This window comes from Dictyobacter kobayashii (assembly GCF_003967555.1).
Taxonomy (GTDB): domain Bacteria; phylum Chloroflexota; class Ktedonobacteria; order Ktedonobacterales; family Ktedonobacteraceae; genus Dictyobacter; species Dictyobacter kobayashii.
In genome coordinates this window covers 1,527,165-1,542,194 of sequence record NZ_BIFS01000001.1, presented here as the reverse complement: position 1 = coordinate 1,542,194, position 15,030 = coordinate 1,527,165, and the positions used below count along the sequence as shown (strand labels likewise).

Annotated in this window: 17 protein-coding genes; 13 read left to right on the top strand and 4 right to left on the bottom strand. The window is 48.2% G+C overall.

Translation table 11 applies throughout. The annotated features are described in order from the left end of the window. Positions 1 to 6: 6 nt before the first annotated feature. The 3 genes from EL645_RS06855 to EL645_RS06845 all read left to right on the top strand — a co-directional run bounded on the left by EL645_RS06855 (position 7) and on the right by EL645_RS06845 (position 3,947). On the top strand, positions 7 to 1,635 hold the full coding sequence (locus EL645_RS06855; RefSeq protein ID WP_307720570.1) for an RHS repeat-associated core domain-containing protein: 1,629 nt from the start codon (positions 7 to 9) through the stop codon (positions 1,633 to 1,635). A 72-nt stretch (positions 1,636 to 1,707) separates the two neighbouring features. Then, positions 1,708 to 2,139, top strand: coding sequence for a hypothetical protein (locus tag EL645_RS06850; protein ID WP_126549328.1), 432 nt, complete (start codon positions 1,708 to 1,710; stop codon positions 2,137 to 2,139). 113 nt (positions 2,140 to 2,252) lie between these two features. Next, positions 2,253 to 3,947, top strand: coding sequence for a hypothetical protein (locus EL645_RS06845; RefSeq protein WP_126549327.1), 1,695 nt, complete (start codon positions 2,253 to 2,255; stop codon positions 3,945 to 3,947). Here the strand turns inward: EL645_RS06845 and EL645_RS06840 are convergent. Both EL645_RS06840 and EL645_RS39130 read right to left on the bottom strand, forming a co-directional pair. Beyond that, positions 3,833 to 5,410: an ISL3 family transposase gene (locus EL645_RS06840; RefSeq protein WP_126549326.1), complete on the bottom strand. Its 1,578-nt coding sequence runs from the start codon at positions 5,408 to 5,410 to the stop codon at positions 3,833 to 3,835. The two genes, EL645_RS06845 and EL645_RS06840, sit on opposite strands and share 115 nt — an antisense overlap. 238 nt (positions 5,411 to 5,648) lie before the next feature. Beyond that, positions 5,649 to 5,810 (bottom strand): hypothetical protein, encoded by a 162-nt coding sequence (locus EL645_RS39130; RefSeq protein WP_161977183.1) that lies wholly within the window; start codon positions 5,808 to 5,810, stop codon positions 5,649 to 5,651. On the opposite strand from EL645_RS39130, the gene EL645_RS06835 reads away from it, so the two are divergent. The 5 genes from EL645_RS06835 to EL645_RS06815 all read left to right on the top strand — a co-directional run bounded on the left by EL645_RS06835 (position 5,805) and on the right by EL645_RS06815 (position 10,716). Continuing rightward, a complete protein-coding gene (locus tag EL645_RS06835; RefSeq protein WP_126549325.1) occupies positions 5,805 to 6,164 on the top strand; it encodes a hypothetical protein in 360 nt (119 codons plus the stop codon). The two genes, EL645_RS39130 and EL645_RS06835, sit on opposite strands and share 6 nt — an antisense overlap. Continuing rightward, positions 6,151 to 7,701 (top strand): RHS repeat-associated core domain-containing protein, encoded by a 1,551-nt coding sequence (locus EL645_RS06830; RefSeq protein ID WP_126549324.1) that lies wholly within the window; start codon positions 6,151 to 6,153, stop codon positions 7,699 to 7,701. The genes EL645_RS06835 and EL645_RS06830 overlap by 14 nt, the downstream gene beginning before the upstream one ends. Before the next feature lie 66 nt (positions 7,702 to 7,767). Beyond that, the gene (locus EL645_RS06825; protein WP_126549323.1) at positions 7,768 to 8,271 is read left to right on the top strand and encodes a hypothetical protein; all 504 of its coding nucleotides are present in this window, start codon (positions 7,768 to 7,770) and stop codon (positions 8,269 to 8,271) included. 99 nt (positions 8,272 to 8,370) lie between these two features. After that, entirely contained in the window at positions 8,371 to 10,089 is a 1,719-nt protein-coding gene (locus EL645_RS06820; protein WP_126549322.1) for an RHS repeat-associated core domain-containing protein, read from the top strand. 78 nt (positions 10,090 to 10,167) lie between these two features. Next, complete coding sequence (locus tag EL645_RS06815) at positions 10,168 to 10,716, top strand: hypothetical protein (protein WP_126549321.1); 549 nt, start codon at positions 10,168 to 10,170, stop codon at positions 10,714 to 10,716. A 15-nt stretch (positions 10,717 to 10,731) separates the two neighbouring features. On the opposite strand, the gene EL645_RS06810 is transcribed toward EL645_RS06815, so the two are convergent. Then, positions 10,732 to 10,962: a hypothetical protein gene (locus EL645_RS06810; protein ID WP_126549320.1), complete on the bottom strand. Its 231-nt coding sequence runs from the start codon at positions 10,960 to 10,962 to the stop codon at positions 10,732 to 10,734. Positions 10,963 to 11,076: 114 nt separating this feature from the next. Here EL645_RS06810 and EL645_RS06805 point away from each other — a divergent pair, with 114 nt between their 5' ends. The 5 genes from EL645_RS06805 (at position 11,077) to EL645_RS45300 (ending at position 14,439) form a co-directional block, all read left to right on the top strand. Continuing rightward, positions 11,077 to 12,123: a polymorphic toxin-type HINT domain-containing protein gene (locus EL645_RS06805; protein WP_136625179.1), complete on the top strand. Its 1,047-nt coding sequence runs from the start codon at positions 11,077 to 11,079 to the stop codon at positions 12,121 to 12,123. Positions 12,124 to 12,196: 73 nt separating this feature from the next. After that, complete coding sequence (locus EL645_RS06800) at positions 12,197 to 12,946, top strand: DUF6304 family protein (protein WP_126549318.1); 750 nt, start codon at positions 12,197 to 12,199, stop codon at positions 12,944 to 12,946. Between the two features lie 125 nt (positions 12,947 to 13,071). After that, positions 13,072 to 13,491 (top strand): hypothetical protein, encoded by a 420-nt coding sequence (locus EL645_RS06795; RefSeq protein ID WP_161977182.1) that lies wholly within the window; start codon positions 13,072 to 13,074, stop codon positions 13,489 to 13,491. A gap of 148 nt (positions 13,492 to 13,639) precedes the next feature. Further along, on the top strand, positions 13,640 to 13,897 hold the full coding sequence (locus tag EL645_RS06790; RefSeq protein ID WP_126549316.1) for a hypothetical protein: 258 nt from the start codon (positions 13,640 to 13,642) through the stop codon (positions 13,895 to 13,897). Positions 13,898 to 14,142: 245 nt separating this feature from the next. Continuing rightward, complete coding sequence (locus EL645_RS45300; protein WP_126554061.1) at positions 14,143 to 14,439, top strand: transposase family protein; 297 nt, start codon at positions 14,143 to 14,145, stop codon at positions 14,437 to 14,439. A gap of 49 nt (positions 14,440 to 14,488) precedes the next feature. Here the strand turns inward: EL645_RS45300 and EL645_RS06780 are convergent, their stop codons facing one another. Continuing rightward, positions 14,489 to 14,677: a helix-turn-helix domain-containing protein gene (locus EL645_RS06780; protein WP_218031772.1), complete on the bottom strand. Its 189-nt coding sequence runs from the start codon at positions 14,675 to 14,677 to the stop codon at positions 14,489 to 14,491. Positions 14,678 to 15,030 lie beyond the last annotated feature (353 nt).

The window sequence follows — 15,030 nt, the reverse complement described above, 5'->3', positions numbered from 1 at the left end:
GGCAGTGTGGTCGAAACCTTTACCAATACGGCCAACGCCGCCGCGGTGTTGGGCAACCAGACCTACGGCCCCTATGGCAACCAGCGCTACGCGCAAGGAGCCATGGGCACCGCCAAAGGTTTTACCGGCCAATACGCCGACACATCAGGTCTGGACTACGACAATGCTCGGTACTATGATCCCGTGGTAGGTCAGTTCACCGCTCCCGATACCGTTCAAGGCAACCTGCAGGGTGCCGACCCCTACACCTATGTGGCTGGCAACCCGGAAACCAACACCGATCCCACGGGCAATCGCATCGACTGGGGTGGTGGCGAGCAATCGATCGTCAACTGGAATACCCACACGGCGATCACCACCGAATCGCAAACCAGCACCTGGAGCCAGGTCGTTGACTCCTGGAGTGGCGGCAACTACCGCACCACCTGTACCTATGGCTGTGGTGGCACGCGACCCTGGTATGACAGTCCCAGTTCCGCCTATATCACCCATTACGTCAATACCCATCACACCGTCCGGCATGCGGCCGCGCCGGTTACGCACACCACACCATCCCAACCCAAGCACAAATCGAATGCCACATCGAATCCAGTGGTCGATGGTCTCATGAATGTTGGCAAGGGCCTCATGTGGGCAGGGGATCAGTTCCTGGGCGTCTCATCGATGGTCAACGATGTCCACACGCTTTCCGGCAACGGCAGCTGGCAGGACAAAGCGATTGCCGCTGGTGACCTGGGCATGAACGCCTTCATGGACATCTCGATGGTCTTTGGCGTTGGTGAGGAGCTCCGTGGTGGTGAGTTGCTGGCCAAAGGAGGTTTTGAACTGGCGGAAGAAGGTGGAGAACACCTGGCCGAAGCCTGTGGTCTCAGTTTCTCCTATGCCACCACCGTCGCCGTCGAGGGAGGATCGCAGAGCATTGGCTCCTTGAAGGTCGGACAAAAGGTCTGGGCCTATAACACCCAGACGAAAAAGATGGAACTGGAACCCATCCAACATGTCATCGTCACCACAGACAATGATCTGGTGGACCTGACCATCTCTACTCAAGCCCCAGCCAAAAAGCTGAACAGCGAAACCATCCATACCAACAAAAAGCATCCCTTCCTTGTTGCTGGCAAAGGTTTTATCCCTGTCGGGAAACTGCGCCTGGGGATGCCCATTGTAGAAGCCAACGGCCAACTCGGCATCGTCGCCGGTTGGAAGAGTGTACCCGGTAGCCAGGTGATGTATAATCTCACGGTTACTCAGGATCACACTTACGCTGTGGGCACCAACCAGTGGATTGTTCATAATGAAGGCTCAGAGCCATGCACAGTCTTAGCTAATGATATATATCGTGCAGGACAAAATGGCCTTGATTTAACTCTAAACAGCAGGGAGGTCAAGGATGGAATGGTAACCAGTGGAATCTCACATTTCGAGAAGCCGGTTGAGCGATTAAAAGGAGATTTTTATAAATTACCTGCAGGAACTGAAGCTCCTGAGGGTCTACAGTGGGTTAGTAAGTATTCAAAAACCTTCAAAGCAGTTCACGTTGGTTTAGAGCCAATTGGGGAAGAAATGTCCCAAGAAGCTTATGAAGCAGCAGTTGAAACGCTCCGACCTAGCTACATTAATATAGGTCGCTCTTAATCCTTTGGTATACTTAAAGTCTCGGAGGAAATTTCCTCCGAGGCGCCAAACTCTCAATTGAGGATACAAAATATGAATACAGAGAAGATCCTTTTGCAAGTATATCAAAATGCCATACCCAATTCATGGGAGGTATTTAGAGGAAAGAAACATGATATAAATGACCTGCCTAATGTATCTGATAACGATATACCAATTCTCGTGATTACACCAGAAGGATGGGTTGAATATATAAATGCCTATTTATCAATTAATAGTTTTTCTTTTGCAGATTATAAAGAAATCTATTTGAGAGTGGTAGAAAAAGACTTTGGAGATGATAATACCTGGACATTAATAGATTTAAGGCTAATTCTCCCCGACAAAACCCAACGGTTTTGGAGCCCTCAACCGAATTTTGAAGACAAAGAGATTTTAATTTTTCAACGAGTGATCGAAGCTTTCGCTAGATATTCTTTACTTCACAATAATAGCAACTTAAACGTAACTATTCAGGATGTCTAGCAGGAAGTTATACGTCGCAATCGACGACGGCCTCCTCCTGTTCGGATAGCAGCACGACGCCCTGTTACGAGGTAGATGCCAGCTCATACTTGTACTCCAACGCGGTATCACGCGTGTTCTATGACAGTGCGGGCCGCGCAGTGGAGACTAGGAGTCCCCTGGATATCAACAATGATCTGGTAACGTTTACCATCTATAATGATGCCGCTGATACCACCTTTACCAGCGTGCCGTTCCGTGTGCCCCATGGCACCGGGTGGTTAGACCCCAACACCGCCACCATCGATGGAGGCTCGGTGAAACCAACAGGCACCACATCGCTGGTAGATCCCCTAGGACGAGTAATGGCCACGCAGGATCCGGCCCTTGGCTCGGCTGCTGAACCTGGCATCACCTGTTCAGGACAAAATGGGACGTGGACCAGTTGTGCCTATTATGCCTATGGACAGGCCTCGGGTGATAGCCAGAACTATGGCTATACGGAGACTGTGGACGGCAATCAGCAGATGAGCGTCGCGTTTACTGATGTGCTGGGCCGCACGCGCTATGTCCAGAGCTATAGTGTCGCAGGCAACTCTGGTGCCAACATCACGAGGAAAACGGAGACCCAGTTCAATGCGCTGGGCTTGCCAACGGCGGTGATCGTCAAAGATCTGACACCACAGAGTGGTGAAGACACGGCGGCAGTCACCACCACCGCGACCTATGATGACATGGGACGATTGACCCAACTCAACGATCCCGATCGCGGCACGATCACTGATACCTATGATGCTGGTGGACGTGCTCTCACCGTCACCTCAGGTTCTCACACGGTGGGAAGTAGCTATGATCTGCTGGGGCGCGTACTGTGTGTGCAGGATGCGGCTCCCACGACCGATGGATCAGGGGCCTGTAGCAGCGGCAGTCATCCATTAGAACAATACACCTATGGGGTAAGCAAACTGGGGACACCCGGGTCAACAGACTTCCCAACGGGGCGGATGACCCAGGATATCTCCACGACCTATTATCCTGATGGGACCTCCTCACAGTCCACGTATCAGTATCAGCACGATGCGCGTGGTCAGCTGACAGCGGAGACGATGCAGTTGAGTGTGCCCAGTAGCTGGAATGTCTCCACGGCATTGCCAACCTATAAGGAGACCCAGGCCTATAACGATGATGGGCAGGCGACCACCACCCAGACCACCGTCAATGGTCAACCAGGCTTTACTTTCTCGCAGGCCTATGACAGTACGACCGGTACCCTGACTGGGCTCAGTAACAATGCAACGGGTGTCGCCAACCTGGCCTCTGTGAGCTTTGAAGGTCATGGTTTAACCTCGGCGATCAACTATCAGACGACCACAGGAACCGCGCTAGCCTCCGAGCAGTTTGGCTACGATGGAAACTTGCGCGCCACCGGAGCAACCGCCACCTGGCAGTCTGGCAGTGGATCAACCGGAACCGTCTATAGCGAAAATCGGAGCTATGATCCCATTGGCAACGTTAGTAGTAAAAGTTCGACCTATGCCGCGGTTCCAGGCCAAACCGGCTCTGGTGGGAGTGAGACCCAGAACTTCTGTTACAATGAGCTCAACCAGCTGACCTGGGCGGGCAATAGCGGCACGCAACCTGCGACCACGACCGGAGGCTCCTGCGGCACGGCGACTGCGCAAAGTGGTGGCTCTTCCGCACTTTCCGTGCTAGTTTATGCTGACTTCAAAACACGTTGGCGCAATAATGGGAAGCCCCCTCGACCATACATGGAACGCTTGATATACTTCAGCTTATTGATCTTTCCCTCCACTGGCCCATTGCTGTAGGGGAGCGTTAACGCCGCTCGAAGTGCTGAAACTTCTTTGTTCAATCCTTGAGCAAAGGTTGCCAGTTCGCTGATTCCGCTCATCTGACACGCTTCTAGCCAGGTATCCAGCGGCCTCGCATTTCGTTCTTTGACCATCGCCACAAACTGCTGGGTGAATCTGTAGACCATATCGGCATGCTCCTCTTGACGGATGTGAGCAAGTGCCTGCAGCTCTTGTTTTTCTAAGCGTTTCACGTCACGGAGAAACACCCAAGCCAGATGACGTGGTGCCATATCTTTTACCGGTGCTCTCGCCGGAGTATGGATTGGGTCAAGAGGCTGAGCACCAGCGTCTTTTTGAAGTTGAACCCATCGGTATACCATCATGTGACTGCCAGTAAACCCACGTTCTTGCAATTCCTGCCATAACTGCTTGCTCTGATGACATCCTTCTTGCCAACGCTTAGACAGATAGGGTCGAAACGCATCAATAGCACTCTTCGTACGAGGAACTCTTTGAAATTCAGGGAAATCAGGCGCTTGCACAAATTTCCGTACGGTTTGGCGACTGATGTTGAGTTGGCGAGCAATACCCAGAATACTTCCCCCTTGTTTGTGTAGGTCAATGACCTGATGATAGAGGGCCAAGCGGCGACGCCGTGATCCTTCAGAACGCTCTTGTTCACCTTTGGTCCGTTTTTGGCGGGGAAATACCTCTTGATGGGTATTCGGATGAGCATGCTGTTGTTTCTGAATCCGGTTGAGAAACCGCTCAACGGCTTCCCGAAGGTTTTTTACGACATGCCAACGATCAAGGACTTGTTGGGCCTGTGGAGCTCCTTCCGTGGCACCACGTAGATATTCCGTCGAACGATCTCGACTGATGATTTCGATGCCAGGATGCAGTCTAAGCCATGCTGCAAGGGTTTCTGAGCTGCGATCCTCTAGCAGATCAATTGGGTGGTGTGTCTCTAAATCAACGAGAATGGTTCCATAGGTCCGCCCACGTCGAAACGCAAAATCATCGACGCCTACATACCTTGGAGTCAGAGGAGATGTCGATCGAGCTTTTTTGGCTCGCCGTAGGAGAGCATCTGCACTCACTGGCATGGATAATTGCTCGGCCAAGCGCGAACCAGCCTGTCCACTGAGGACGACGGCAATACTCTCCAGGATGGCGCCTAAACGAGCCGTTTGTCTAGCAGAGAGGGGCAATTCCGGCAAGCGTTCGGCAAAGGTTTGCCGAGCACACTGCCGATTCTGGCAACGAAAACGCCGCACAGATAAGATCAACTGGACTGTTTGACCACTCACCGGGAGATCGTGGGGAGAACGAGTGTAATAACTATGCACACGATGCGAGATGTGCTGGCAGGTTGGGCAAACGGCCGTTGTACTGGTGGTATGGGCTGTAATAGTCAGAGAGGTCCCTTCATGGGCGATCTGCTGAATTTCAAATCCTGATAACGAGAAAGGAAGCATAGGAAAAAGAAGCACCTTACTTTTGATAATTCACGAGCGAGAAATTTTCTCTTCTCATGATTCTACGAACTAAGGTTGCAAAACTAGCACGGAAAGTGCGGAAGAGCCAAAGTGGTTTACAAGGAGCGGCTTATGGGACCGGTTTTGCCTATACCCATCTCGGGCAGCTCTGGCAAGGACCGCTCAATGGGTCGGGTTCACAGCTCCAATATCTCTATTGTGATAGCAACCATCCCCATCAGTTGACGGCATCTATCCTGCTGGGACGACCTGTGCCACCAAGAATGATGGCAGTGCTTCGTATCTGGCTGGTTATGATGCCTGGGGCAACCAGACCAGTCGCACCTATCAGGGTACCACGGCTACCCTGTCCTATGACGTCCAGAATGAACTGGTGCAATGGAATGCTGGCAGTAATAGCCAGGAATGGTATGCGTATGACAATGGGGGGGAACGCACTCTGCGCCGCAGTACCACCAGCGCTGGCACCACCCTCACCGTCTATGCCTTCGGCCTGGAAGAACATACCTACAATAGCACTGGCACGGCCACCGGCGCTACCTACTACTATACCCTGGGTGGGCACTTGCTGGGCAAAACCGATGGCACGAATACCCAGTTCTACCTGACCGACTCGCTGGGCAGTGTGGTCGAAACCTTTACCAATACGGCCAACGCTGCCACCGTGCTGGGCAACCAGACCTACGGCCCCTGGCAACCAGCGCTACTCCCAGGGAGCCATGGGCACGGCTAAAGGCTTTACCGGCCAATACGCCGATACATCAGGCCTGGACTACGACAATGCCCGGTACTATGATCCCGTGGTGGGTCAGTTCACCACTCCCGATACCGTTCAAGGCAACCTGCAGGGTGCCGACCCCTACACCTATGTGGCTGGCAACCCGGAAACCAACACTGATCCGAGCGGCAATCGCATCGACTGGGGTGGTGGCGAGCAATCAATCGTCAACTGGAATACCCACACGGCGATCACCACCGAATCACAAACCAGTACCTGGAGCCAGGTCGTTGACTCCTGGGGTGGCGGCAACTACCGCACCACCTGTACCTATGGCTGTGGCGGCACGCGACCCTGGTATGACAGTCCCAGTTCCGCCTATATCACCCATTACGTCAATACCCATCACACCGTCCGGCATGCAGCCGCGCCGGTTACGCACACCACACCATCCCAACCCAAACACAAATCGAATGCCACATCGAATCCAGTGGTCGATGGTCTCATGAATGTTGGCAAGGGCATCATGTGGGCAGGTGATCAGTTCCTGGGCGTCTCATCGATGGTCAACGATGTCCACACGCTTTCCGGCAACGGCAGCTGGCAGGACAAAGCGCTTGCCGCCGGCGACCTTGGAATGAACGCCTTCATGGACATCTCCATGGCCTTTGGCGTTGGTGAGGAGCTCCGTGGTGGTGAGTTGCTGGCCAAAGGAGGTTTTGAACTGGCGGAAGAAGGCGGAGAACACCTGGCCGAGACGTGTGGACTCAGTTTCTCCTATGCCACCACCGTGGCCGTCGAGGGAGGAACCCAAAGCATTGGCTCCTTAAAAGTGGGGCGAAAGGTTTGGGCCTACAATACTCAAACCAAGAAGATGGAGCTGGAGCCCATCCAACATGTCATCGTCACCAAAGACAATGATCTGGTGGATCTCACTATCTCCACGCAGGCACCCGCCAAAGACCTCAGCAGTGAAACGATCCATACTAACAAAAAGCATCCCTTCCTTGTGGCTGGCAAAGGTTTTGTCCCCGTCGGACAACTCCGTCTCGGAATGCCCATCGTGGAAGCTAATGGACAACTTGGTGTGGTCACCGGCTGGAAAAGTGTTCCTGGCAATCAGGTGATGTATAATCTCACTGTCACCCAGGACCATACGTATACCGTCGGTGCAAACCAATGGGTGGTCCATAACAGTGGCTTTTGTGATAAAGAAATAGAAGAAGAGTTTCCAGATGCAAAATCTGCTTATAATGCTGCAATGGAACATATTGATGGACCACTAGGAGAAAATGCAACAGAAAACACTGCTAAAGGATTACATGGTGATCCAGATGGAGTGAAAGGTTTACCTAATGGACTTCGAGAAGGAAATAAAAGTTGGAGGCTAGATTATGACCCTGACAAAGGTCCACATTTTAATTGGAGCGTGGGTAAAAAGAGTAGTGGTGGAGCATGGGGGGCTGCGAAATTTCCTGGTACTAGTGAAACTTATGTAAACATGATGCTCCGCTTTGGAGAAGGTGGCGTAGATGCGATGTTAAACGACTAGAAAATGGAAGTGTGTTGCTGATCAACTTTAGATTGATCAGCAACACCATAAAGTGTAGGGAATAGAATGAAATTCACAAAAAATGATTTTCTCCCATTAAGCAAATTCGAATATTTGTACAGATGGAATGATTCAAATATTAGTACGCTTTCACAAGAAACTCTTTCTCAAATACACTATTTAAATGCGAGGAAGGCAAAAGAAGTAGATGATAAGCTTTCTATTATTAACAAAAAATTTTATACATATATCTTTGCTTCATTGAGGAGTGAAGAGTCATATGGTGAGTTTTCTGACATTCGTTTGTTTTCGGTAAAGGAAAATGGGTTACAATCTATACCCATTTGGTTTTTTTCCCTAGAAATTCCTCCTGCGACAGAAATGATTTTTTCCTGGGAAATGCACATTGCAGTTAAAACAACGTGGGAAATCTTTACACGATATTGGGACGACTTTTTTTATTTTGGTCAAGACGACCTTTCTATTGGAGCTATAAACGGTCCTTGGTATTTATTATTATTTCATGAAGGGTATTTCGTATACGGGCATATAAAAGAGAATTTGCTATGAAACTTTTATACGCTATTGTAACAGAATGAGAGGCCTACAGCACTGGTTTTACCTACGCCCATCTCGGACAGTACTGGCAAGGCTCGCTCAACTGTAGGGTTGCAACTCCAGTATCTCTACTGTGATAACACCCATACGTATCAGTTAACTGGTATCTATCCTGCTTACACGACCTGTGCCACCAAAAATGATGGCAGCGCCTCGTATCTGGTCGGCTATGACGCTTGGGGCAACCAGACCTATGGACCCTATGGCAACCAGCGCTACTCCCAGGGAGCCATGGGCACGGCTAAAGGTTTTACCGGCCAATACGCTGACTCCTCTGGTCTGGACTACTACAATGCTCGGTACTATGATCCCGTGGTGAGCCAGTTCACCGCTCCCGATACCGTTCAAGGCAACATGCAGGGTGCCGACCCCTACACCTATGTGGCTGGCAACCCGGAAACCAACACTGATCCGAGCGGCAATCGCATCGACTGGGGTGGTGGCGAGCAATCGATCGTTAACTGGAACACCCACACGGCGATCACCACCGAATCACAAACCAGCACCTGGAGCCAGGTGGTTGACTCCTGGAGTGGCGGCAACTACCGCACTACCTGTACCTATGGCTGTGGTGGCACGCGACCCTGGTATGACAGTCCCAGTTCCGCCTACATCACCCATTACGTCAATACCCATCACACCGTCCGGCATGCAGCCGCGCCGGTTACGCACACCACACCATCCCAACCCAAACACAAATCGAATGCCACCTCGAATCCAGTGGTCGATGGTCTCATGAATGTGGGCAAGGGCATCATGTGGGCAGGGGATCAGTTCCTGGGCATCTCATCGATGGTCAACGATGTGCACACGCTTTCCGGCAACGGGAGCTGGCAGGACAAAGCGCTTGCTGCCGGCGACCTGGGCATGAATGCCTTCATGGACATCTCGATGGCCTTTGGCGTTGGTGAGGAGCTCCGTGGTGGTGAGCTGCTGGCCAAAGGAGGTTTTGAACTAGGAGATCACCTTGCTGAAGATGGAGGGGAACACCTGGCAGAGACGTGTGGACTCAGCTTCTCGTTTGCCACCACCGTGGCCGTCGAGGGAGGAACCCAAAGTATTGGCTCCTTGAAAGTAGGGCAAAAGGTCTGGGCCTATAACACCCAAACCAGGAAGATGGAACTGGAGCCCATCCAGCACGTCATTGTCACCAAAGACAACGACCTGGTGGACCTGACCATCTCAACCCAGGCTCCGGCCAAACACCTGACCAGTGAAATGATCCACACCAACAAGAAGCATCCCTTTCTCGTGGCTGGCAAAGGCTTTGTCCCAGTTGGACAACTCCACCTCGGCATGGCCATCGTGGAAGCTAACGGACAATTGGGCGTGGTCACCGGCTGGAAGAGTGTGCCTGGCAGCCAGATCATGTATAATCTGACTATCACCCAGGATCACACCTATACCGTTGGCAGCAACCAATGGGTTGTTCATAATATAGGATGTGGGATAGATGCTCAAGAATTCTCAGATGCTGGTATGCAAGACGATAAGGGTGGAATGACTAAAGGAGGAAGAGCATATCAAAAGCATGTAAGTAGAGAAGGAGGTGAACTTTTCGGGACAGATCCTGGCAAGCCCGCATTGAGGAATCAAGCAGGTCAGGATATAATTGATGATATTGTGACTCATCCTGATACTGAGTGGACTATCAACTACGATTCAAAAAATGCTAGGCATGTAATGGATGGCTATCTTCCAGACGGAAGAGGTGCCCGTTGGTCTATATATCCCAATATAGAATTTGTTGGATTCAGGACAGGATCTTAACTTACAGAAGCGTAACCTTCTTCTATCAAAATAGAAGAAGGTTACATCCCAAAGAGGAAATATAGAAAGAGTCAAAAAATGAGTAAGTCAATCTCTCTAGAGAATTACAAAAAAGCTTTTGCTCGTGATGGATCACTGCGTGATTTATATATACCTAAAACACAGAGAAATGATTGGGAATGTATTTTAAACTATGTTCAAAGGAGAAGTGACTTTACAAACATCCTTTTTATAGATCAACATCCTCATCCTTTAGATGTTGATATACAAGAGCTTTTTCATATAACTTCGGATCATGCTGTCTTACTACGTATTGATGCAAAACAATTGCAGCTTCATTGTCACTTTTTTGAGATGCAAAAAATAGAGTTCGATTTCGATCCCAGTGTCATTAATACTGATGATCGTTTAAATCGTCTAATGGAATTTATTCATAACATAAGTGTAATTTCAAAAAAATGTATCTTCCTCACTCCAGAGAATGAAGAAAATGTACACTATTACTCCTATAACCCAGAAACAGGAGACGAAAAATGGTCTCTTCCTGAATGGGAGTCCTATAAAATACTTGATTTTAAAAACATACCAAGTATTCTCCATGAAATAGAAGAAAAACATAAAAAATAGTTGAACCCCCATCCTTTAGGTGAAAACCAACCTGATCCCACGAGCAATCGCATCGACTGGAACGGTGGCGAGCAATCGATCGTCAACTGGAATACCCACACGGCGATCACCACCGAATCGCAAACCAGCACATGGAGCCAAGTCGTTGATTCCTAGGGTGGTGGCAACTATCGCACCACCTGTACCTATGGCTGTGGTGGCACGCGACCCTGGTATGACAGTCCCAGTTCCGCCTACATCACTCATTACGTCAATACCCATCACACCGTCCGGCATGCGGCCGCGCCGGTTACGCACACCGCACAAGCACATCCCAAGTCTAAACCCAAGTCCACAGCGAATCCAGTGGTCGATGGCCTCATGAATGTGGGCAAGGGCATCATGTGGGCAGGCGATCAGTTCCTGGGCGTCTCATCGATGATCAACGATGTCCACACCCTTTCCGGCAACGGCAGCTGGCAGGACAAAGCGCTTGCCGCCGGCGACCTGGGCATGAATGCCTTCATGGACATCTCCATGGTCTTCGGCGTCGGGGAAGAACTCCGCGGCGGTGAGTTAATGGCCAAAGGAGCCTTTGATCTAGCAGAAGATGGAGGAGAACACCTGGCCGAAGCCTGTGGTCTCAGTTTCTCCTATGCCACCACCGTCGCTGTCGAGGGAGGATCGCAGAGCATTGGCTCCTTGAAGGTCGGACAAAAGGTCTGGGCCTACAACACCCAGACGAAAAAGATGGAACTGGAACCCATCCAACATGTCATCGTCACCACAGACCATGATCTGGTGGATCTCACCATCTCAACCCAGGCACCAGCCAAACACCTCAGTAGTGAAACCATCCATACCAACAAAAAGCATCCTTTTCTCGTGGCCGGAAAAGGCTTTGTTCCCGTCGGACAATTGCGTCTCGGGATGCCTATTGTGGAGGCTAACGGTCAACTTGGTGTGGTCACTGGCTGGAAGAGTGTGCCCGGTAGTCTGGTGATGTATAATCTCACTGTCACCCAGGATCATACCTACGCCGTCGGCACCAACCACTGGATAGTCCATAACGAAGGTATCTGCACATCAGATACACTCCAAAAAGATATCTATAGAAGTATTAGAGGGGATGGAGGACTTTCGTTAGAATTAGCAGATAACGAACTAACCCCTGCTGGAAAAATAAAAGCTGGCTCTATCTCTCATTTTGAGGATCCCGTTGACTTACCAGGTACCAAAGGTTATGGCATTTTGGAGGCGGGCACAAAGGCCCCTGAGGGAACAGTATGGACTTCGAAGCCAAGTCCTAACTGGAACGCGGTTCACGTTGGCTTAACTCCTATTGATCCCACTATGTCACGAGCTGCCTTCAACGCAGCTGTAGAAACCCTTAGACCCTTGTATGTAATTGTAATGAACGGCGAGTAGCATATTGCTTTCGAGAGATAAAGATAAACACATCTTTATCTCTCGAAAGGTCAGTCAAGAAGAGGGCTATAAAATGACAACAGTTTTTTATAATGCCATATATAAAGATCAATCTGGTGAAGAACGCATCATCATTGAAAACGATGGGAAGAGGTTGAAATTCATTTTGCGCGATATTGCATTTCAAGGTACTACATTTAGTCGTATGTTTGTTGAGCAAGAAAATAAAGTAAAAGAAGCCCAAGATAAATTCACTTTATTTTTTATAAAAGAAGTGCGTGAAGAAAATGTTATTTCTGCTACATTCTTTTGTTTGGATGCTTTTACACTATCATGGGATATGCCACTACAAATTGTTGTGCAAAATCAACCCTTAGATTGTCGCTTACATGTTTTTATGAAGCAATCATATCAATTAAGAGAAATAAACGGTCCATCAGCTAAATATCAGCTTGATTTGTGGCTGGCCAATGCTCAAATTGGTACTGCTACTGGAGCATTATTTCGATCAATGCTTTTTGCTCTACAGAGGCAATTGCCACCAGGAGAATATATAAGATGCTGCTATATGTGTGCTTTTTCGTCAACGTACTATGGAAATATGGGACCTACATTTGGTGCGTTGGCTTGTTTTCGTAATTCTAAAGAGAAAATGATTGAGATAAAAAAGAGAGCGGAAATTGCCACATATGGTTTTGAATACGATGATGATATGGCAACTATTTGGGATGAAAAAGTTGAAGATGTACAGGAAACGTATGTATGTGCCGAGTTTCAGGCTGACTGGTCTAATCCGTATATAGAATTACAAGAGCCAAGCTAATGAAAACACAACAATTTCGGTGCTGTTGCCATTTTGGAACTATTCACACCAATAAGAAGCATCCTTTCCTTGTGACTGACAAAGGTTTTGTGCTCGTTGGCTAACTTCGTCTCGGCATGCCCATCGTGGAAGCCAACGGACAATTAGGCATCGTCGCCGGTTGGAAGAGTGTACCCGGCAGTCAAGTGATGTATAATCTCACTGTCACTCAAGATCATACTTATACAGTTGGTGCGAATCAATGGATTGTTCATAATGCAAACTGCAAAGTTAGTGAACTCGATCCGTTACATAGTTCAGCAACCTCTGGGAGAAGGCCTGAATTAGAAAATCTTTCCGATCAAGAACTTTTGGAGTCTGTAAATAATCCAAGAAATGGAGATCCCATCAAAATTAATACAAGAACAGAGAAAGTTGTAGATGGAAACGGTAGAGCGTATGAGCTCTTAAATCGTGCATCATCTCCTATGAGTAGTATCACTCCAGATACACTCGTACATTATGAACCTTATACACCCATGTCTATACCAGAGCCATGGGAGTGATCATAGTTTTGGATTTTGCAATCATAGCAAAAACCACATGTTTGTAAGATCGAGACAGCAACAGATAGTTGTTTAGTATTAGTGGAGAGCAAGTAAAAATGTCACCTTGCTCTCCTATTGATCCGAAAATCTATGGCAGGAGATATTTATGGTAGATAGAGAATACATATTAAAACTTCTGTATGCAGCATTCATTGATATTCGAGTTGCCAGTCATTCGGAAGACAATCAAACTTGTTTTGTGATTTCAGATGTGTTTCATACTATTCCTTTGCAGCTTAATCGAGCTGATAAAGGCGAAATTGAGTATGCGGATATCATTAAAAGCATAAACCAGAAGTGCGAAGAAAGAAAATGTACACGTTGGCTTGACAATGCCAAGGAAAACATTGCGAGGCTTCCTTAACAAACAATTTGGTAAATCAAGTAATACGTTAGTGAGTATGATTATTTACTAAAGTTACTTTTAATCGAGGGTGTAAAATATTTTGGGCCTTCTCCACTTTTCTTGCTGAGTTTGTAACCCATAATCGTAGATACAAATGGAAGGACTGCTGTGATCCTTCAAGTTGTTTTTTACGAGGGCTTTTCTTATCACATGCTTCAGTTTGCCTTTGTTGGTTTTGAGATCCAGCACATCATTCAAGAACCATCCTGACGATTACCGCTTGCACGACAACGGAAACGGGAGCTTGCCCCTCCTGTGACGAGGAAGCAAGCCATGTACATAGCTATTACCAAAGGCATCCCCAGGACTTGCCTATTAGTGGTCGGAGGGTACAACTGATTTTACAGGTTCAGCGCTTCCGCTGTAAAAATCTCTCCTGTCCCCGACAGACGTTCGCTGAGCGATTGCCAGAACTGCCTCTTTCCGTTCGCCAAACCCGTCGACTTGGAGCCATTCTTACAGCAATGGGCCAGTATTCAAAAGTAATTGAAAGTTATTAGTTATGCTTTCCAAACATACACGTTATTTTTGAAGTCAAAAATCTGTCAGTTAAATTTTCTTCCGGTTCAGAAAATCTTCAAAATCGCTAGGTTTGATCCTATATTCAGGGCGGCGACCGCCAATATTGAATGCTTGCAAATCTCCCTTAAGAATCCAGTTGCGTACTGTTTTCTCATCAACAGTCATCTTTTTGGCTATTTGCTTTACTGTAAGCATGCTTTCTTCTGCCTCTGCCATTTGCATCTCCTAAAAAGATTTTAGATCATTATAGTATCTAAATCCCTTGAGATCAATTAGTTTCCTAACATTGGTTGTATCCCCTTTTTACCAGTTATTTAGTACTTAAAAAGTTGTAAATTTCTTTTATATTCTGGTTTAATGGCTTTGTGTTGCTAAAAGTTTGATTTTTTCTCATATATTCCGTATAATCACATTTATGGATGTTTGAATGAGTGTATCAAGGTTGTTGTGACGAATTTATCCTGGCAACCTTTCTTTGATGGCTGCTTTCCAGATAAGAAAATAAAACGGAATTAATCCTAATAGGTAGCTAAAAGTAAATCGAAGAGTATTGCAACATCCTAATAAAA

Coding starts and splice junctions, on each gene's coding strand:
- EL645_RS06790 (WP_126549316.1), top strand. CDS start 13,640: ATGGTAGATAGAGAATACATATTAAAACTTCTGTATGCAGCATTCATT.
- EL645_RS06805 (WP_136625179.1), top strand. CDS start 11,077: ATGAATGTGGGCAAGGGCATCATGTGGGCAGGCGATCAGTTCCTGGGC.
- EL645_RS06830 (WP_126549324.1), top strand. CDS start 6,151: ATGGGCACGGCTAAAGGCTTTACCGGCCAATACGCCGATACATCAGGC.
- EL645_RS06825 (WP_126549323.1), top strand. CDS start 7,768: ATGAAATTCACAAAAAATGATTTTCTCCCATTAAGCAAATTCGAATAT.
- EL645_RS06810 (WP_126549320.1), bottom strand. CDS start 10,962: ATGAGTGATGTAGGCGGAACTGGGACTGTCATACCAGGGTCGCGTGCC.
- EL645_RS06850 (WP_126549328.1), top strand. CDS start 1,708: ATGAATACAGAGAAGATCCTTTTGCAAGTATATCAAAATGCCATACCC.
- EL645_RS06780 (WP_218031772.1), bottom strand. CDS start 14,677: ATGGCAGAGGCAGAAGAAAGCATGCTTACAGTAAAGCAAATAGCCAAA.
- EL645_RS06800 (WP_126549318.1), top strand. CDS start 12,197: ATGACAACAGTTTTTTATAATGCCATATATAAAGATCAATCTGGTGAA.
- EL645_RS06815 (WP_126549321.1), top strand. CDS start 10,168: ATGAGTAAGTCAATCTCTCTAGAGAATTACAAAAAAGCTTTTGCTCGT.
- EL645_RS06840 (WP_126549326.1), bottom strand. CDS start 5,410: ATGCTTCCTTTCTCGTTATCAGGATTTGAAATTCAGCAGATCGCCCAT.